The 17,972-nt window shown below is 73.0% G+C and carries 14 protein-coding genes, 1 pseudogene and 1 riboswitch; of the genes and pseudogenes, 5 read left to right on the forward strand and 10 right to left on the reverse strand.

The window, feature by feature from the left end; all coding sequences use genetic code 11:
* Nucleotides 1-179: 179 nt before the first annotated feature.
* Entirely contained in the window at nucleotides 180-806 is a 627-nt protein-coding gene (locus ACFVU9_RS43130; protein WP_380499349.1) for a YsnF/AvaK domain-containing protein, read from the reverse strand.
* Nucleotides 807-833: 27 nt separating this feature from the next.
* Nucleotides 834-1,214, reverse strand: a pseudogene (locus ACFVU9_RS43135) (PRC-barrel domain-containing protein); the annotation flags it as partial.
* Nucleotides 1,215-1,438: 224 nt separating this feature from the next.
* Nucleotides 1,439-1,542, forward strand: a riboswitch (glycine riboswitch).
* 240 nt (nucleotides 1,543-1,782) lie between these two features.
* On the opposite strand from ACFVU9_RS43135, the gene gcvP reads away from it, so the two are divergent.
* Nucleotides 1,783-4,683 (forward strand): aminomethyl-transferring glycine dehydrogenase, encoded by a 2,901-nt coding sequence (gcvP, locus tag ACFVU9_RS43140; RefSeq protein WP_380448329.1) that lies wholly within the window; start codon nucleotides 1,783-1,785, stop codon nucleotides 4,681-4,683.
* A 137-nt stretch (nucleotides 4,684-4,820) separates the two neighbouring features.
* Here the strand turns inward: gcvP and ACFVU9_RS43145 are convergent, their stop codons facing one another.
* Together ACFVU9_RS43145 and ACFVU9_RS43150 are read right to left on the reverse strand one after the other, a co-directional pair.
* Complete coding sequence (locus ACFVU9_RS43145; protein ID WP_313766696.1) at nucleotides 4,821-5,012, reverse strand: DUF5999 family protein; 192 nt, start codon at nucleotides 5,010-5,012, stop codon at nucleotides 4,821-4,823.
* Nucleotides 5,013-5,381: 369 nt separating this feature from the next.
* Nucleotides 5,382-5,954, reverse strand: coding sequence for a hypothetical protein (locus ACFVU9_RS43150; RefSeq protein WP_380448330.1), 573 nt, complete (start codon nucleotides 5,952-5,954; stop codon nucleotides 5,382-5,384).
* 368 nt (nucleotides 5,955-6,322) lie between these two features.
* Between ACFVU9_RS43150 and ACFVU9_RS43155 the strand changes: the two genes are divergently transcribed.
* Both ACFVU9_RS43155 and ACFVU9_RS43160 read left to right on the forward strand, forming a co-directional pair.
* A complete protein-coding gene (locus tag ACFVU9_RS43155; protein ID WP_380448332.1) occupies nucleotides 6,323-7,828 on the forward strand; it encodes a glutamate--cysteine ligase in 1,506 nt (501 codons plus the stop codon).
* Nucleotides 7,829-8,009: 181 nt separating this feature from the next.
* Complete coding sequence (locus ACFVU9_RS43160) at nucleotides 8,010-8,798, forward strand: CPBP family intramembrane glutamic endopeptidase (RefSeq protein WP_380448333.1); 789 nt, start codon at nucleotides 8,010-8,012, stop codon at nucleotides 8,796-8,798.
* Nucleotides 8,799-8,849: 51 nt separating this feature from the next.
* Here ACFVU9_RS43160 and ACFVU9_RS43165 read toward each other — a convergent pair whose 3' ends face one another.
* From ACFVU9_RS43165 to ACFVU9_RS43185, 5 genes are all read right to left on the reverse strand, one after another.
* Entirely contained in the window at nucleotides 8,850-9,368 is a 519-nt protein-coding gene (locus ACFVU9_RS43165; protein WP_380448335.1) for an HAD domain-containing protein, read from the reverse strand.
* Between the two features lie 132 nt (nucleotides 9,369-9,500).
* The gene (locus tag ACFVU9_RS43170; RefSeq protein WP_387603149.1) at nucleotides 9,501-10,202 is read right to left on the reverse strand and encodes a dienelactone hydrolase family protein; all 702 of its coding nucleotides are present in this window, start codon (nucleotides 10,200-10,202) and stop codon (nucleotides 9,501-9,503) included.
* A 91-nt stretch (nucleotides 10,203-10,293) separates the two neighbouring features.
* The gene (locus tag ACFVU9_RS43175) at nucleotides 10,294-11,628 is read right to left on the reverse strand and encodes a sugar porter family MFS transporter (protein ID WP_387603164.1); all 1,335 of its coding nucleotides are present in this window, start codon (nucleotides 11,626-11,628) and stop codon (nucleotides 10,294-10,296) included.
* A 345-nt stretch (nucleotides 11,629-11,973) separates the two neighbouring features.
* Entirely contained in the window at nucleotides 11,974-12,600 is a 627-nt protein-coding gene (locus tag ACFVU9_RS43180; RefSeq protein ID WP_387603152.1) for an FMN-binding negative transcriptional regulator, read from the reverse strand.
* Nucleotides 12,601-12,666: 66 nt separating this feature from the next.
* Nucleotides 12,667-13,386, reverse strand: a complete 720-nt coding sequence (locus ACFVU9_RS43185) for a pyridoxamine 5'-phosphate oxidase family protein (RefSeq protein ID WP_387603154.1) — start codon at nucleotides 13,384-13,386, stop codon at nucleotides 12,667-12,669.
* Nucleotides 13,387-13,421: 35 nt separating this feature from the next.
* Here ACFVU9_RS43185 and ACFVU9_RS43190 point away from each other — a divergent pair, with 35 nt between their 5' ends.
* Nucleotides 13,422-14,759: an aminotransferase class I/II-fold pyridoxal phosphate-dependent enzyme gene (locus tag ACFVU9_RS43190; RefSeq protein WP_387603157.1), complete on the forward strand. Its 1,338-nt coding sequence runs from the start codon at nucleotides 13,422-13,424 to the stop codon at nucleotides 14,757-14,759.
* Nucleotides 14,760-15,037: 278 nt separating this feature from the next.
* Nucleotides 15,038-16,234, forward strand: a complete 1,197-nt coding sequence (locus ACFVU9_RS43195; protein ID WP_387603160.1) for a GDSL-type esterase/lipase family protein — start codon at nucleotides 15,038-15,040, stop codon at nucleotides 16,232-16,234.
* Nucleotides 16,235-16,334: 100 nt separating this feature from the next.
* Here ACFVU9_RS43195 and ACFVU9_RS43200 read toward each other — a convergent pair whose 3' ends face one another.
* The gene (locus ACFVU9_RS43200) at nucleotides 16,335-17,693 is read right to left on the reverse strand and encodes an NAD(P)/FAD-dependent oxidoreductase (RefSeq protein ID WP_380445890.1); all 1,359 of its coding nucleotides are present in this window, start codon (nucleotides 17,691-17,693) and stop codon (nucleotides 16,335-16,337) included.
* Between the last annotated feature and the right edge of the window lie 279 nt (nucleotides 17,694-17,972).

The following is a 17,972-nucleotide window of genomic DNA, read 5'->3' on the forward strand; positions in this document are numbered from 1 at the left end:
GGGGGGGGGGGGGGGGGGGGGGGGAGTGGTGTGGTTTGGCGGAGGGGGGTCGTCGGGTGGGGCGTCGTGCGGTGTGGCGGACGGGGGTGGTCGGGCTGGGGGTGGGGAGTTGGGATGGGGGAGTCGGTGGGCATGGCAAAGGCTCCCGGTGGGGGCCGGGAGCCTTTGGGTGGTGCGGTTCAGGACAGGGGGCGGAGGGAGGCGCCGTTGGGGGTGGGGGTGCCGTTGGGGGCTCCGTTGGGGGTGGCGGGGGTGTCGTCGTGGACCTCGACGTTCTCGCGGCGGAGTTCGTCGTGGATGACCTCCTCCGCCGTGTAGCGCTCGACGACGAGTCGGACCCGCTCGATCGGGGCGAGGTACTTGCGGACCACCGGGCGCTCCTCGCGCAGGGTGACCTCCTCCACCGCCTCGGCGATCTCCTTCTCGGTGAGGGCCGCCCGCTCGGCGTCGCCCACCGGCATCCGCTCCACCCGGACGCGTTCGCGGACCACCGGGACCCGGCGCTCGACCTGCTCGCTCGTCACGTACTTGCGCAGCTTCGCCGTGCCCAGCACGTGCCACTCGGTGGTGATGTCCAGCCGCTCCTCGCGGCAGGTGATCTCGACCGGGCCGCTGGGGGCGGACGGGGCCTCGGTCGCCGGGGCGTTCTGGGGCTTGGGCTGGACGGCGGGCTGGGCGACGGGGGGTTGGGCGGTCGTGGTCGCGGCCGCCATCGGGGCGGCTGTCGGCGCGGGGGTGCTGAGGGTCCGCACGTGGGCCTCCGTGGCGGTCGTGGTGGGAGCGGTGGTGAGGGTGGTCGTGGTCATGGGGGCGACGGTCGTCGTGGTGGCGGCCGCGGTGGTGCCGAAGTCGAGGTCGGGCTGCGGCGGTCCGGCGTCGCCGTTCACCGGCCGGCCGTTCACCGGGGTGTCGAGGCCGTAGTAGCGGTAGAGCTGGAGCTCCTGGGCCGGCGACAGGTGCTGGCCGACGCCGAAGTCCGGCGAGTCCTTGACCAGCGACTTGTCGTACGGCACGCGGAGCTCGTCGCCGGAGAACTCGCTCGTGGTGAGCGGGACGAAGGCGTCCCGGCCGAAGATGCCGGTGCGGACGGCGGCCCACTCGGGCTGGCCGGTGGCGTCGTCCAGGTACACCTCGTCGACCGTGCCGATCTTGTCTCCGTTGCGGTCGACCGCCTTGTGGCCGATGAGGTCGCGGGGGTCGATATCGGTTTGCACTCTTTCCTCCAGTGCGCTGCGCCTGCGGAACTCCCGCAGGACGGCGGCCGGAGCAGCCGTGCCGTCCGCCACTTCACACCAAAAGCCATCAACCGGACGGCCGCGAGCGGGGTGCGTCCGGACGGGCTGCGGGGTGGGCCGTTCGGGGGACGCGCGTAGACCCCGGGTGACCGGATACACCCGTGATCGAACGGGCTCCCGCTGGTACCCTGGGCCGCGACCGCCGAGCCCGCTCGGGAGAGTCCCCGAAGGCGAAAGCCGCTGGCCGGGGCGCCGAAGGAGCAACTCCTCCCCGGAATCTCTCAGGCATCCGTACCGTGTGGGATAGGTCACTCTGGAAAGCAGGGCAGGACCGCCGGCGAGGGAGCCGACGGCCACCACCCTCACCGACGGTGCAAGCCGGCGGAGCGCCCACAGCGCGCCGCGCGGGCGAAGCTCTCAGGTCCCGATGACAGAGGGGGAGGCCTGTCGGGTCCGCCCGCCACCAGGCCCACCCGCTGTCCGCAGCGGTGCAGGCCGACCGGCGTGCGTACCCCCGCCGGTCCGTGACCAGGAGGCCTCGACCACCATGAACGCCCAGTCGAACGCGGGACGCCCGAGCGGCGCCGTCACCCTCACCGAGCTCGAGCAGGCCAGCCCCTTCGAGAACCGCCACATCGGCCCCGACGCCGCCGCGCAGGAGAAGATGCTGGCGCAGGTCGGCTACGGCTCGCTGGACGAGCTCGCCGCCACCGCCGTGCCCGAGGCGATCCGTTCCATCACGGGTCTGGACCTGCCCGCCGGCCGCAGCGAGGCCCAGGTCCTCGCGGAGCTGCGCGAACTGGCCGGCCGCAACCAGGTGCTCCAGCCGATGATCGGCCTGGGCTACTACGGCACCTTCACCCCGCCGGTGATCCTGCGCAACGTCCTGGAGAACCCGGCCTGGTACACCGCGTACACCCCGTACCAGCCGGAGATCTCCCAGGGCCGCCTGGAGGCGCTGCTCAACTTCCAGACCCTGGTCTCCGACCTGACCGGCCTGCCCACCTCGGGCTCCTCGCTGCTCGACGAGTCCACCGCCGCCGCCGAGGCGATGGCGCTGGCCCGCCGCGTCACCAAGGTCAAGGGCGGCGTGTTCCTCGTCGACGCCGAGACCCTGCCGCAGACCGTCGCGGTGATCAACACCCGCGCCGTGCCGACCGGTGTCGAGGTCGTCGTGGCCGACCTCTCCGAGGGCATCCCGGCCGAGATCGCCGAGCGCGGCGTCTTCGGCGTGCTGCTCCAGTACCCGGGTGCCACCGGTGTCGTGCGCGACCTCGCCCCCGTCATCGAGCAGGCCCACGGCCTCGGCGCGATCGTCGCGGTCGCCGCCGACCTGCTGGCGCTGACCCTGCTCAAGTCGCCCGGCGCGCTCGGCGCCGACATCGCCTGCGGCACCTCGCAGCGCTTCGGCGTGCCGATGGGCTTCGGCGGCCCGCACGCCGGCTACCTGTCGGTGCGCGCCGAGTACGCCCGCTCGCTGCCCGGCCGCCTGGTCGGCGTCTCCGTCGACTCGGACGGCAACCGCGCCTACCGCCTGGCGCTGCAGACCCGCGAGCAGCACATCCGCCGAGAGAAGGCCACCAGCAACATCTGCACCGCCCAGGTGCTGCTCGCCGTCATGGCCTCGATGTACGCCGTCTACCACGGCCCGGACGGCCTGGCCGACATCGCCCGCCGCACCCACCGCTACGCCGCCGCCCTCGCCGAGGGCCTGCGGGCCGGCGGCGTCGAGCTGCTGCACGGCGAGTTCTTCGACACCGTCACCGCCGTCGTCCCGGGCCGCGCCGCCGAGATCGCTGCCGCCGCCCGCGCCAACGGCATCAACGTGTACCAGGACGGCGAGGACCGGATCTCGGTCTCCACCGACGAGACCACCACCCGTGAGCACCTGGCCGGCGTCTGGGCCGCGTTCGGCGTGCCCGCCGTCGAGGCCGCCGAGACCGCCGAGGCGCTGCCCGCCGCGCTGCTGCGCGAGGACGAGTACCTCACCCACCCGGTCTTCCACAGCCACCGCTCGGAGACCGCCATGCTGCGCTACCTGCGCCGCCTGTCGGACCGGGACTACGCGCTGGACCGCGGCATGATCCCGCTGGGCTCCTGCACCATGAAGCTCAACGCGACCACCGAGATGGAGCCGGTGACCTGGCCGGAGTTCGGCCAGCTGCACCCGTTCGCGCCGATCGACCAGGCCCAGGGCTTCCTGACCCTGATCCGCCAGCTGGAGCAGCAGCTGGTCGAGGTCACCGGCTACGACGCCGTCTCGATCCAGCCGAACGCCGGTTCGCAGGGCGAGCTGGCCGGCCTGCTGGCCGTCCGCGCCTACCACCACGCCAACGGCGACACCCAGCGCGACGTCTGCCTGATCCCGTCCTCCGCGCACGGCACCAACGCGGCCTCCGCCGTGATGGCCGGCATGCGGGTCGTCGTGGTGAAGACCCTCGTCGACGGCGACGTGGACGTCGAGGACCTGAAGGCCAAGATCGAGAAGCACCGCGACAGCCTGTCGGTGCTGATGGTCACCTACCCGTCCACCCACGGCGTGTACGAGACCGAGATCACCCAGATCTGCGCCCTGGTGCACGAGGCCGGCGGCCAGGTGTACGTGGACGGCGCCAACCTGAACGCCCTGGTCGGCCTCGCCAAGCCGGGCAAGTTCGGCGCGGACGTCTCGCACCTGAACCTGCACAAGACCTTCTGCATCCCGCACGGCGGTGGCGGCCCGGGCGTCGGCCCGGTCGCGGTGCGCGCCCACCTGGCGCCGTACCTGCCGAACCACCCGCTGCAGGAGGAGGCCGGCCCGGCCACCGGTGTCGGCCCGATCTCGGCGGCGCCGTGGGGCTCGGCCGCGATCCTGCCGATCTCCTGGGCGTACGTCCGCCTGATGGGCGGCGAGGGCCTCAAGCACGCGACCCAGGTCGCCGTGCTGAACGCCAACTACATCGCCAAGCGCCTGGCCCCGCACTTCCCGGTGCTCTACACCGGGCCGGGCGGGCTGGTCGCGCACGAGTGCATCATCGACCTGCGTCCGCTCACCAAGGAGACGGGCGTGACGGTGGACGACATCGCCAAGCGCCTGATCGACTACGGCTTCCACGCGCCGACGATGTCGTTCCCGGTGGCCGGCACGCTGATGATCGAGCCGACCGAGTCGGAGGACCTGCACGAGATCGACCGGTTCTGCGACACGATGATCGCGATCCGCGCCGAGATCGACAAGGTCGGCTCGGGCGAGTGGGCGGCCGACGACAACCCGCTGTGCAACGCCCCGCACATCGCCGCCACCCTGGCCGGCGACTGGGCGCACGGCTACTCGCGGCAGGAGGCCGTCTTCCCGGCGGGCGTGAACCCGGCGGACAAGTACTGGCCGCCGGTCAGCCGGATCGACGGCGCGTACGGCGACCGCAACCTGGTCTGCTCGTGCCCGCCGCTTGACGAGTACGGCGTCTGAGCCGGATCCGGCAGGCGTGAGTGGCAGGGCCCCGGCGGTGCGTTCGCCGGGGCCCTGCCCCGTTCTCGTGGACTGCCCCCGCTGATGGTGCGTGCGTACGGTCGGACCGCGGGTCAGGCCGCGGGTCGGACTGCGGGTCAGGCCGCGTGGGCGACCGGGCGGCGCGGTGCGATCACCCGGCCGTCGGGCAGCAGCTCTCCGGTGTCCTCGAACATGAGGACACCGTTGCAGAGCAGGCTCCAGCCCTGCTCCGGGTGGCAGGCCACCGGGACGGCAGCCTCGCGGTCCTCGGACTCGGCCGACGGGCACTCAGGACGGTGCTGGCACATGCGTACCCTCGCTTCGCTCTGCGATCCTCCCCGTGGGGCGGCCGCCGACGGCGAGCCGTCGGGAACCGCCGCGCAGTCGGATCCTGTCCGCGCGCCGACCAGGTGTTGAGCGGCGCTCAAGTGGGTAGGACAGGTGGTCCTTCCACGCTGGTTCCCAGTGTCGGCATCTGCGGACGTGCGCGCAGCGATTTGGTGACATGCGCCACAACTCCCGCGCAGAGATCACCCGTTCAGGTGGGGCTGGTGGCGAAATACGCACAGACGGGTCAGGCGCAAGGTGACCCATCAGGGCCATGGACGGTGACCCGTCCGGGTGGGTGAGAGGTCCGGAGAGCCCTGGGGTCGGGGGTGTCGCCAGGGGTGTCCGGGTCAGGAGGTGCCGAGGAGCAGCGGCTTGGCGAGGGGGGCGCGTGCGAGCAGCGGGAGGAGCTCGGCGGCCGGGTACGCGCGGTGCGCGGTGACGCCGAGCGGGGCCGGGGCGAGCGGGATCAGCAGGTCGGCGGCCGGGCCGGTGTCGGGGCTGTGCAGCCACAGCGCCGTCGCGTACTGGCCGGGGAAGGTCAGCAGGCGGGGCTGGTGGCGTACCCGGGAGCCCTGCGCGAGCTGCCAGGCCTGGCGCAGCGCCCGGACCGTGGAGTCCAGGTAGGGGCCGGCGGTGAAGTGGGAGAAGGTGTGGCCCTCGATGTCCAGCACCACTTCGGCGGCGGCGGCCACGTCGGCGCCGTCCTTGATCAGGAAGCGCCAGCCCGTCCGGCGGGCGGCGGTGAGCTCGGGGTGCGGGCCGTCCAGGACGTGGACGGCGAGCGGGTGGGCGGGCAGCAGGGGGCCGGCCGGATGACGCAGCGCTGCGGCGGCGGGCTGGCGCAGCGCGGTCTCCGAGTCGAGTGCGGCGAGGACCGCGCGCAGGGCGCTCGGTGGGGGTTGCGGGGTCTGCAGTGTCATGGCGAGGTCGCCTCTCCGTGTGAGATCGGCGTGCGAGTGCGGCATACCGGCGTGGCGCGGTGTGTCAACGGTGACGGGACCTGGCCGTGTCCGGTTGTGCAGGATCGCGGAGCCGGCGCGGTCGCCGCCCTCGACGAGGGCCTCGGGGCGGGGAGCGGACCGGCCGGAGCGCAGTGCGAATTCTATCGAACAGGTGCGCAGGGTGACCTGTTTATCACAGGCGGTGGCGCCGGGCAAGTCGGCAGATACTCTGAATAGTCGTCAGTTTCCTTGCATTGCAAGCCAGTACACGCCTTCGGGTATCGATCTTCCGGGCGGGCATGATGTCTGGCACGGTCGGTCGGCCGGTGGCTCAGGAGGAGGGGACCATGGGCGAGAAGGTCGTGGCGACGCGTGCGGATCTGGCGGACCGGCAGCTGTACCGACGAAAGCTCCAGGCCTGCCTCGACGCGCTCGGGCGGATGCTGCAGGAGGACCGCTTCGACCGCCCGCGCGCGGTGATGGGCGTGGAGATCGAGCTCAACCTGGCCGACGAGCAGGGCCTGCCGGTGATGCGCAACGCGCAGGTGCTGAGCTCGATCGGCTCCAGCGACTTCCAGACCGAGCTCGGCCGGTTCAACATCGAGGTGAACATCGCGCCGCACCGGCTGGGCGGGCACGTCTTCGAGGAACTGCGCGAGGAGATCGACACCGGGCTGCGCTACGCCGACCGGCGGGCGGCCGAGGCCGGCGCGCGGATCGTCATGGTGGGCATCCTGCCGACGCTGGAGCACGACCACACCGGGCTGGACGCGATGTCCCACAACCAGCGGTACAGCCTGCTGAGCGACCAGATCCTGGCCGCCCGCGGCGAGGACATCTCGCTGGACATCGAGGGCGTCGAGCGCCTCCAGCTGGAGTCGATCACCATGGTCGCGGAGGCGGCGGCGACCTCGCTCCAGCTGCACCTCCAGGTGACGCCGCAGCGGTTCTCCTCGGTGTGGAACGCGGCGCAGGCGATCTGCGGGCCGCAGCTCGCGCTGGGCGCCAACTCGCCGTTCCTGTTCGGGCGGGAGCTGTGGCGCGAGACCAGGCCGGTGCTGTTCCAGCAGGCCTGCGACACCCGTACGGCGGAGCTCAAGGCGCAGGGCGTACGCCCGATCACGTGGTTCGGCGAGCGCTGGGTGGACTCGGCGTACGACCTGTTCGAGGAGAACCTGCGCTACTTCCCGGCGCTGCTGCCGATCTGCGACGACGAGGACCCGCTGAAGGTGCTGGCCTCCGGCGGCGCGCCCCGGCTGGCGGAGATGCGGCTGCACAACGGGACGATCTACCGGTGGAACCGGCCGGTGTACGACGTGAGCGGCGGGGTGCCGCACCTGCGGGTGGAGAACCGGGCACTGCCGGCCGGGCCGACGGTCGCCGACACCCTGGCCAACGCGGCCTTCTACTACGGGGTGGTGCGGGTGCTGGCCGAGCAGTCGCGGCCGGTGTGGACCAGGCTGCCGTTCGACCGGGCGGACGAGAACTTCCGGCAGGCGGCGCGGTACGGCGTCGACGCCGTCTTCCAGTGGCCGCGCTCGGGCCGGGCGGGGCGCGGCGGCGGGCTGACCACGGTGTCCGCCGTCGACCTGGTGCTCGGCGAGCTGCTGCCGATGGCCTACCAGGGCCTGGACGCGTGGGGCGTGGAGCCGGCCGACCGGGACCGCTACCTCGGGATCATCGAGCAGCGCTGCCTGCGGCGGACCAACGGCGCGGCCTGGCAGAGCGCGACCTTCCACCGGCTGCGGGAACGGTACGGGATGGACCGGCCGGCGGCGCTCGCGGCGATGACCCGGCGGTACATCGAGCACATGCGGGGCGGCGAGCCGGTGCACACCTGGCCGGTGGGGTAGCGCCGTGGCCGGGAGCCGCAACGCGGTGGGGTAACGCCGTGGCCGGGAGCCGCAACGCGGTGGACCCGTCCGGCCACGGCACCAGTGCCCGCCGGCCGGATCGCGCGGCCGCTGTGTCAGGATGATCGCCCCGGTGGTCGGCCGACGGCCGGAGGCCTGATCGCCGCACTGGAGCCCGCCCGTGACCACCGTCCCGACCGAACCGGAGACCGCCCGGCCCACGCGCCGGCTGCTCGGTGCCGAGCTGCTGATCGTCCTCGGGCTGTCGCTCGGGGCCAGCGGCATCAGCGCGGTCATCGACTTCGCGGGCTCGCTCACCGCGCCGCTCTCGCTCGGCCAGCAGGTCGCGACCCTGAACGGCTCACGGGCGCCCGGGCGGCCGTGGCTCGACCTGACCTGGCAGCTCTACTACATCGGGCGCGGGCTGATGCCCGTCGTCCTGGTCGGCTACCTGCTGGTGCGCGAGGGCGCGGCGCTGCGCGTGCTCGGCTTCGACCTGCGGCAGAAGCTGCGCGACCTCGGGCGGGGCGCGGGCGTCGCCGCCGCGATCGGCGGGTCCGGGCTGCTGCTGTACCTGGCGTCCCAGGCGGCCGGGTACAACCTGACGGTGGCGCCGTCGGGGCTGCCGGACGTGTGGTGGCGGGTGCCGGTGCTCGTGCTGTCCGCGTGGCAGAACGCGATCCTGGAGGAGGTCGTCGTCCTCGGCTACCTGCTGCGCCGGCTCGGGCAGTTGGGGTGGTCGTGGCCGGCGGCGCTGGTCGCGAGTTCGGTGCTGCGCGGCTCGTACCACCTGTACCAGGGCGTCGGCGGGCTGGTCGGCAACATGGTCATGGGCGCGGTGTTCTGCCTGGCCTACCGGCGGTGGGGGCGGGTGATGCCGCTGGTGGTGGCGCACGCGCTGATCGACACGGTGGCCTTCGTCGGGTACGCGCTGCTCGCCGGGCACGTCAGCTGGTTGCCCACTCCTTAAGCCTGGTGCCCATTCCTTGAGCTAGCTGCCTACTCCTTGAGCCTGTGCTGCCTACCCCTTGAGCGTCAGCTTGCTCTGGGACCTCGGCGGGCGGGCGAGGAGTCGGTCGACGTGGCGGCGTTCCAGGCCCTGGCCGGGGTCGATGGGCAGCAGGACGCGGTCGCGGCGCCACAGTGAATTGCGCACCAGGCGCTGGGGGATGACATCGTCCATCCACGCGAACGGGCGGCCTCCGGCGTAGCGCAGCAGTGGGGCCCACTTGCGGGACGAGAACAGTTGCATGAGGGGGACGCGCGGGTCGCCGGGCTGCGGGACGTAGCCGGTGAAGCGGACGAAGGGGAGTTCGGGCAGGCCGATCGCGGGGGAGATGTGGGTGTTGGCGTGCTCCTCCCAGGTGGTGGCCCACACGAGTTCGTACGTGTCGGCGAGTTCGCGCAGCCAGTCGCCGTGGCGGGCGGAGAGCAGGACCGAGTAGCCGAGCAGGGTGTGGGCGTCGAACCCGGCGTCCGGGTGCGGGCAGACCGGGTTGAGGACGCCGTCGACGTCCAGGAACAGCAGAGGCTTCGGCACCAGTGGCCCCCCAGGTGGTGGTGAATGACTCACCTGGTCGGACGAACCGCGTGCGCCGGTGGTTGCGCACCACCTGGCGGACGCAGGGCGCACGCGGGGCGCAGGGGGCGCTCGCGGAGCCGGGTGCGGGAGTCACCCGAGGTGGCCCCGGAGGAAGCTCAGGGTGCGGCGCCAGGCGGTGCGGGCCTGGAGGGCGTCGTAGGTGCCGAGCGGGTTCTCGTCGTTCATGAAGGCGTGTCCGGCCGGGTAGAAGTGGATCTCCGGGCGGATGTCGGTGGCCTCGCCGATGCGGGTGGCGGCCTCGTCGACGGCGGACATCGGGATCGAGCGGTCGTGCTCGCCGAAGTGGCCGAGGACGTGGGCGGTGAGGCCGCGGTAGTCGAAGTCCGGGTCGGGCGGGAGGCCGTAGAAGGGGACGGCGGCGGACACCTTGTCGCCCGCGCGGGCGGCCAGCAGCAGCGCGAAGCCGCCGCCCATGCAGAAGCCGACCACGCCGACCGCGTCGCCGACGACGCCGTCCAGGGCGAGCAGGTGGTCGACGGCGCCGGCGAGGTCCGTCACGGCGTGCTCGACGGGCAGCTCGCGCTTGAGGCGGGCGGCTTCGGCGCCGTCGTGGGTCGTCGCGCCGCCGTACAGGTCGGGCGCGAGGACGGTGAAGCCCTCGGCGGCGAAGCGGTCGGCCATCGTGGCGACGTGGGTGGTGAGGCCCCACCACTCCTGGACGAGGACGAGGCCGGGGCCGACGCCCTGGGGCGGGCGGGCCAGGTAGCCGTGCGCGGTGCGGCCGTTGCTCGGGAAGGTGAGGTTCTGCCGGGAGCCGCCCTGGTCTGGCATGGCTTCCTCTCGGTGGGTCGGGCCGCGTGCGGCGGTCGTCCTGCGGCGGTCGTCGGTGGGGACCGTTGGGGGGCGTCGGTGGGGGTCGGGGTCAGCCCATTTCCTCCAGGGCGCGGCCCTTGGTCTCCTTGATGCAGAAGGCCACGAACGGGATGGAGAGCAGCGCGAAGGCCGCGTAGATCACGTACGTCGCCGAGAGGTTCCAGTCGGCGAGGTCCGGGAAGCTCACGGTGATGGCCCAGTTGGCGATCCACTGGGCCGAGGCGGCGACGGACAGGGCGAGGGCGCGGATCCGGTTGGGGAACATCTCGCCGAGCAGCACCCAGACCACCACGCCCCAGGAGAAGGCGAAGCAGAGCACGAAGACGTGCGCGGCGACCAGGGCGACGGTGGCGTGGGTGTTGTCGAGCGTCGCGGTGTCGCCGGTGCCGTGCCGGTAGGAGAACGCCCAGGCGGCGGTGGCGAGCGCCAGCGCCATGCCGATCGAGCCGGCGAGGGCGAGCGGCTTGCGGCCGATCCGGTCCACCAGCACCATCGCGATCACCGTGCCGATCACGTTGACGATCGAGGTGGAGAGGCTGATCAGCAGCGAGTTGGACTCGTTGATGCCGACCGACTGCCACAGGAGCGACGAGTAGTAGAAGATCACGTTGATGCCGACGAACTGCTGGAACGCCGAGGCGCCGATGCCCACCCAGACGATCGGCAGGAGGCCGAAGCGGCCGCCGAGCAGGTCCCTCAGGCGCGGCTTGTGCGCGGACTCCAGCACCGCGCGGATCTCGGCGACCCGGGCGTCCAGGTCGACGTCCTCGCCCTCGACCTCCCTGAGCACCTTGCGGGCCTGCGCCTCGCGGTGGTCGGCGATCAGGAAGCGCGGCGACTCGGGGATGGCGAGCGCCATCAGGCCGTACACCAGCGCCGGGATGGTCTCGACGCCGAGCATCCACTGCCAGGCCTGGACGCCGCCGAGGTGGCCGGTGGACTCGCCGCCGGCGGCCTGGTTGAGCGCCCAGTTCGCCAGCTGGGAGACGGTGATGCCGAGCACGATCGCCATCTGCTGGAACGACGCGAGCCGGCCGCGGTACGCGGTGGGGGCGACCTCGGCGATGTAGGTGGGGGCGATGACGGAGGCGATGCCGATCGCGACGCCGCCGACCACGCGCCAGGTGGCGAGCACCTGGATGCTCGGCGGGAACATCGAGCCGAGGCCGCTGATCGCGAAGAGCGTCGCCGCCAGCAGCATCGTGCGCACCCGGCCGAGGTGGTCGGCGAGCCGGCCGGCGGCCACCGCGCCGGCGGCCGAGCCGAGCAGCGCGATGGCCACGACGAACGCCGTCTCGCCGTTGCCCACTCCGAAGTGCTTCTGGATGCCGGTGACCGCGCCGTTGATCACGGCGCTGTCGTAGCCGAACAGGAAACCGCCCATCGCCGCGGCCGCGGAGATGAACACGACGTGTCCGAGGTGGGCCTCTCCGGCGGTGGACCGGGTGTTGGTTGTGGACACGCGCGCTCCCCGAGGTGGACGGGCCCGCCCGGCGGGGACGGCGGCGTGCGGGGCCGCCGGCTCCGCCGGGCGGGCAGGGTACGTCTCACATTCGACCAGTGGCGGGGGGCCGAGGCCCGGTTTCGTGGGCCGATCGGGTGATGCCGTGTCAGGCGGGTGGCCGGGTGGCCGGGTGGTGGGGTGGCCGGGTGTGCGGCCTGTGGTCGGGCGCGGGGCGCTGGGCGCGGGGTGGGGCGTGCGGCCCGTGTGCTCCGGGGTGACGCGGGCTCAGCCGGCGGTGCGCCGCTGGTTGCGGCGCAGCAGCTGGGTGCGGGCCAGGGTGTCCTGGCCGCCGCCGCGTTCGGCGAGGCGGTCGGCGATCGCGTGCTGCTCGTCGGCCGGCTTCTTGTCGTCGTACTTGAACTTGGCGCGCACCTGGAGGACCGTCAGGCGCAGTCCGCGCAGGCCCGGGAGCAGCCGGGAGAACTCCCCCTCGCCCGGGACGACCCGGGTGTCCGGGGTCTCGGGCTGGAAGTGTGCCAGCTGGCGGTTGAGGATCTCGGCCTTCCCCGCGGCCGACTCGACGATCTCCGCCGCGCACTGGAAGTGGACGGACGCGTAGTAGCTGGTGGGCGTGCCGGGTGCGCCGCGCCAGTGGCCGGGGGCGAAGGCGTAGCCGTCGGTGACCGCGAGGGTGACGTGCGGGTCGGCCCGGACGGCGGCGAGCAGCGGGTTGGGCGCGGCGAGGTGCAGCAGGATCTCGCCGCGGTCGGCGTCGAGCAGGAAGTGCGTCGGGACCAGGACGGGGCCTTCGCCCTGCCCGCCGTTGGCGGCGAGCAGGCCGAAGTCCCGGCCCTCGGCGAGCCAGGCGCGCCACTCGGCCTCGTCGCCGCGGTCCCAGGAGCGGATCAGCATGACGCGTTCTCGTTCTCGTTCTGGGTCTGGATCTGGGTCTGGTCGTGCATCGGCGGGGTGCCTTCGTCAGCCGGCCAGCTCGCGCAGGTGCGCGGGGAGCGGGACGGTGGTGGAGGCGGCCGGAGCGGGGGTGCCGAAGCCGCTGGTGACGGGGACGACGCCGGCCCAGTAGGGCAGGTCGACGTCCCCCGGCTCGTCGTTGGCGCCGTCGTCGCGGGACTTGGCGGAGACCTCGTCCAGGTCGAGGCGGATCACGGCGGTGGCGGCGAGCTCCTTGGCGTTGGCCGGGCGGACCTCGGCGGAGCGGCCGGGGACGGTCTGGTCGACCAGCGCGTCCAGGGCGACGTTCAGCTCCTCCGGGTCGGTGACCTGGTGGGCGGTGCCGTGCGCCACCACCGAACGGAAGTTGACGGAGTGGTTGAACGCGGACTTGGTCAGCACGAGCGCGTCGACGAGGGTGACGGTGACGCAGACCTTCAGGCCCTCGTCGTCCTTGGCGCCGCGCATCGGGCGGCTGCCCGTCGAGCCGTGGACGTAGAGGCGGTCGCCGACGCGGGCGTAGATCGTCGGCAGGACGACCGGTGCGCCGTCGGCGACGAAGCCGAGGTGGCAGAGGTAGGTGCTGTCGAGTATCGCGTGGATCGCGTCCCGCTCCCAGGTGGCGCGGTCCTTGTAGCGCGTCGGCGTGGTGCGGGCGGTGCGGGCGTAGGTGGCACCGGCGGCGGAGGCCGAGGTGGTGGTGGCGGTGGCGTCCGACGTGGTGCTGTCCGTGGCAGGGACCGACATGACAAACCTCTATGTACTAGTGCATAATTTGCTTTGTGCTAGGAGACTATCCGCTGAAAGGGCGACGCGCCAGCGAAATCGCGGCCCACATCGAACAGGGCGTCAGTGGCGGGCAGCTCGCGCCCGGAACCGCGCTGCCCCCGCTGCGCGACCTCGCCGCCGAGCTCGGCGTCAACGCCAACACCGTCGCCGCCGCCTACCGCCTGCTGCGCGACCGCGGCGTGATCGAGACCGCCGGCCGCAAGGGCAGCCGCATCCTGCCCCGGCCCGCCCTCACCACCCGCGACCAGATCCGCGTGCCCGTGCCCCCGCACGCCCGCGACCTGTCCGCCGGCAACCCCGACCCGGCCCTCCTGCCCGACCTCGCCCCGGCCCTCGCCGCCGCGGCGGAGGCGGCCCGCGCCGAACCCGTCCTCTACGGTCACCCCTCCGTCGACCCGGGCCTGCTCGCCCTCGCCCGCGCCTCCTTCGGGGCCGACGGCCTGCCCGGCGGCCCGATCGCCGTCGCCTCCGGCTCCCTCGACACCGTCGAGCGCATCCTCGGCACCCGGCTGCGCCCCGGCGACGCGGTGGCCGTCGAGGACCCGGGCTGGGGCAGCCTGCTCGACCTGCTGCCCGCGATGGGCCTGCGGCCCGCGCCCGTCCGGCTCGACGACGAGGGCCCGCTGCCCGACTCGCTCGCCGCGGCGCTCGACGAGGGCGCCCGCGCCGTGATCGTCACCAGCCGGGCCCAGAACCCGACCGGCGCCGCACTCACCGCCGCCCGGGCCGCGGCCCTGCGCGAGGTGCTGGCCGGGCACCCCGACGTGCTGCTGATCGAGGACGACCACGGGCACGGCATGGTCGACCAGGCCTACCACCCGCTGGCCGGCGCCGGTTCGCGGCACTGGGCGGTCGTGCGCTCGGCGGCCAAGGCGTACGGGCCCGACCTGCGGCTGTCCGTCGCGGTCGGTGACGCGGACACCATCGGGCGTGTCTCCGGGCGGCTGCGGCTCGGCGCGGGCTGGGTCAGCCAGCTGCTCCAGCGGACGGTCGCCGAGCTCTGGCGCACCGACGCGGCGCCCGTCGCCACCGTGGCCGCCGTCTACCGGGCCCGCCGGGACGCGCTGCTCGGCGAGCTCGCGGCGCGCGGCATCGCGGCGCACGGCGAGAGCGGGCTGAACGTCTGGGTGCCCGTGCCGGACGAGACCTCCGCGCTCACCGCGCTCGTGCAGCGCGGATGGGTCGCGGCGCCCGGCGCGCGGTACCGGATCCAGTCGCCGCCCGGGATCCGGATCACCACGGCCGACCTCCGGCCGGACGAGGCGCCGCGGCTGGCGGACGACCTCGCGGCGGTGCTCGGGGCGGGCGGGGGCGGGTCGCGGCTGGTGTGAGTGCGGCGGGTGTGGCGGGTGCGGGTGTCGCGGGTGCGGCGGGTGCGGGTGGCCGGGGCGGGGGTTCGGGGAGGGGGTTCGGGGAGGGGGATCGGTGGCCGAGCGGGTGGGGGCTGGTCTGAACCCGTGGGTAACAAAGCGGGAAACCTGCTGCACGTACCTAGCGGTAACCAGCTCTGTCATGCCATCTTCATCGCGCCACCGGCGCCGGCGGCCTACCCTCACACGCGTCTTCCCGTCCCCACACCACGGGGAGACCGAGCCGCAGGAGTTCCGCCGTGCCCGAAAACGGTTCGAGAAACACCCGCACGACCCCGCGACTCGCCCGCAGGCTGCTCACCGCGGCCTTCGCCCTCCCGCTCGCGATCGGCGGCGGTGTCGCCGTCGCCGCGCCCGCCTCCGCCGCCTCCGCCGCGGTGCCGAGCGGGCCCACCGCCAGCGTCACGCTCGGTGACAGCTACATCTCCGGCGAAGCCGGCCGGTGGATGGGCAACTCCGCCGACGGCAGCGGCGACCGGAGCGGCACCGACCGTGCCTGGAACGGAAGTTCCTACGACCCGAGCGCCGTCTACGGTGCCACCGCCGCCAACGGCTGCGACCGCTCCGACGTCGCCGAGGTGACCGGTGCGTCCTCGGTGGCGGCCAAGCAGATCAACCTGGCCTGCTCGGGCGCCGTCACCAACAACGTCTTCCGCGCCTCCAACGGCGGCCAGTCCCTCAAGGGCGAGGCGCCGCAGGCCGACCAGCTCGCCGCCGTGGCCGCGCAGAACGACGTCAAGCTGATCACGCTGTCGATCGGCGGCAACGACCTCGGGTTCTCCGGCGTCATCTCCAGCTGCGTCCAGGACTACCTCGTCTGGTACAGCTACTGCCACGGCTCGCAGCAGTCCGCGATCGACTCGAAGATGCCGGCGGCGATGGCCGGCGTCGGCAAGGCGATCGACGAGATCCGTGCGGTGATGTCCAACGCGGGCTACGGGCAGGGGACTTACCGTCTCGTGCTGCAGTCCTACCCGTCCCCGATCCCGCGCAGCTCCGAGATGCGCTACCCCGAGAGCGGCTGGACCCGCTCCAACACCGGCGGCTGCCCGTTCTGGGACGGCGACGCCGACTGGGCGCGCGACTCGATGGTGCCGCAGGTCTCCAAGGCGCTGGCGCAGGTCGCCGCGGCCAAGGGCGTCCAGTTCCTCGACATCTCCGACATGCTGCAGGGGCGCGAGGTCTGCTCCACGGCCACCCAGCAGCCGACCACGGACGCCGCGCCGTCCGCGGCCACCAGCGAGTGGGCACGCTTCCTCGACGGCGGGCTCAACACCACCCAGGGCGCGCTGCAGGAGTCGATGCACCCGAACTACTACGGGCAGCAGGCGCTGGGCAGTTGCCTCACCCAGCTGTTCGCGCGGAGCAGCGGGAACTACGCGTGCCGCAACACGGCCGGGCAGGACGCGAGCGGGATGTACCTGGCCGCCGAGTGACGTTTTGCGATGTGACGTGATGTGACCCGATGTGACGTGGCGCGACGTGGCCCTGGCCTTCCCCGTGTGGAACGGGGGAGGCCAGGGCCCCTCGGGGTCCTCAGCCCTTCGCGAGCAGCGCCTGGGCGTGTGCGCGGACCTGATCCTTCGTCAAGTACGCGTCCGTGTACTCGAAATCCTGCAGTCGGGCGGGCTGGCGGGCCAGGAAGCCCGTGCGGACGAAGTCGTCGCCGGCCGTCGCGTTCAGCAGCCAGTTCGCGCCCACCCGGAACTTCGCCACGTTGGTGCGCATCGCCATCAGGTGGTAGCCGCGGGCCACCAGCTGCGCCGGCACCCCGCGCAGCTCGACGCCGACCGGCTTCGACACCGCGTCCTTGCCGCCCAGGTCGACCACCAGGCCCAAGTCCTTGTGGTAGTACGGCTCCAGCGGCTGGTGGCGGAGCGAGGCGATCACGTTGTTCGCCACCGCGCGGCCCTGCCGGGCCGAGTGCTGGGCGGTCGGCGGACACACCGCGCCGTCGCCCTTCGCGAGGTCCGGGACGGCCGCGGCGTCGCCCAGCGCGAACACCCCGTCGAACTGCGGCACCCGCATCTCCGCCGTCACCGCGATCCGGCCCCGCACCGTCTCCGCGTCCAGCGTGCCGATCAGCGGGCTCGCGGCGACGCCCGCCGTCCAGATCAACGTCCGGCAGGGGAGCACCCGGCCGTCGGTGAACTTGACCGACTCGGCGCCGACTTCGGCCACCGACACGCCCAGCGACACCTCGATGCCGCGCGCCCGCAGCACCTCCAGCGCCGCCGTGCCGAGGGCGTCGCCGAGTTCGGGCATCAGCTTCGGGGCGATGTCGATCAGGTGCCACTTGATCTGCCGCGCGTCCAGTCGCGGGTAGCGGCGGGCCGCGGCGGTCGTCAGGCGCTGCAGGCAGGCCGCCGTCTCGGTGCCCGCGTAGCCGCCGCCCACCACGACGAACTGCAGCCGGGACTCGCGCTCGTTCTGGTCCAGCGTCGTGGAGGCCAGGTCGAGTTGGGCGATCACGTGGTCGCGGACGTAGGCGGCCTCGGCGAGCGTCTTCATGCCGCGGGCGTAGTCGGTGAGGCCCGGGATGTCGAACGTGCGGGTGACGCTGCCCGGGGCGAGCACGAGGATGTCGTACTTCTGCGCGATCACCTCGTCGGTGATCTTCCGGACGACGCAGACCTTGGACACCGGGTCCACCCCGATGGCCCCGCCGGGCACGATGTGGGTCCGGCGCAGGCTGCGGCGCAGCGACACCGCCACCGACTGCGGCGTCAGGACGCCGGCGGCGACGTGCGGCAGCAGCGGCAGGTAGAGCTGGTAGCTGAACGGCGTGACCAGCGAGATCTCGGCCTCGGAGGGCGCCAGCTTGTGTTCGAGGCGGCGGGCGCACTCCAGGCCGGCGAAGCCACCGCCCACGATCAGGATCCGGGGTCGTTCCATCGCTCATCCCTTTACCGTGCGGGTCTTACCGGGAGGGGTCCTTGGTGCTGTCCGCCACACTCGCATGGGGGAGGGGTGGGTGCCACTGGGGTGGGGCGGATGGGGGCCGCTGCGCGGGGCTTGGGGCGGGGGCGTGGGCTTTCGGGTGGGTGGGGTTCGCCGGGGGTGGCTGCGGGGGTGGCCGCTCCGGGGGCTGGATGATTTTCCGACTGCCGACTCTGTGGGTGGGTGGTTAAGACCGTTGGCAGTCTGAAAATCACCCGTCACGCCCCTCTCCGC

It is taken from the genome of Kitasatospora sp. NPDC057936, assembly GCF_042887525.1.
GTDB lineage: Bacteria > Actinomycetota > Actinomycetes > Streptomycetales > Streptomycetaceae > Kitasatospora.

Coding starts and splice junctions, on each gene's coding strand:
- ACFVU9_RS43130 (WP_380499349.1), bottom strand. CDS start 806: ATGACCACGACCACCCTCACCACCGCTCCCACCACGACCGCCACGGAG.
- gcvP (WP_380448329.1), top strand. CDS start 1,783: ATGAACGCCCAGTCGAACGCGGGACGCCCGAGCGGCGCCGTCACCCTC.
- ACFVU9_RS43145 (WP_313766696.1), bottom strand. CDS start 5,012: ATGTGCCAGCACCGTCCTGAGTGCCCGTCGGCCGAGTCCGAGGACCGC.
- ACFVU9_RS43150 (WP_380448330.1), bottom strand. CDS start 5,954: ATGACACTGCAGACCCCGCAACCCCCACCGAGCGCCCTGCGCGCGGTC.
- ACFVU9_RS43155 (WP_380448332.1), top strand. CDS start 6,323: ATGGGCGAGAAGGTCGTGGCGACGCGTGCGGATCTGGCGGACCGGCAG.
- ACFVU9_RS43170 (WP_387603149.1), bottom strand. CDS start 10,202: ATGCCAGACCAGGGCGGCTCCCGGCAGAACCTCACCTTCCCGAGCAAC.
- ACFVU9_RS43175 (WP_387603164.1), bottom strand. CDS start 11,628: ATGGGCGGTTTCCTGTTCGGCTACGACAGCGCCGTGATCAACGGCGCG.
- ACFVU9_RS43180 (WP_387603152.1), bottom strand. CDS start 12,600: ATGCTGATCCGCTCCTGGGACCGCGGCGACGAGGCCGAGTGGCGCGCC.
- ACFVU9_RS43185 (WP_387603154.1), bottom strand. CDS start 13,386: ATGTCGGTCCCTGCCACGGACAGCACCACGTCGGACGCCACCGCCACC.
- ACFVU9_RS43200 (WP_380445890.1), bottom strand. CDS start 17,693: ATGGAACGACCCCGGATCCTGATCGTGGGCGGTGGCTTCGCCGGCCTG.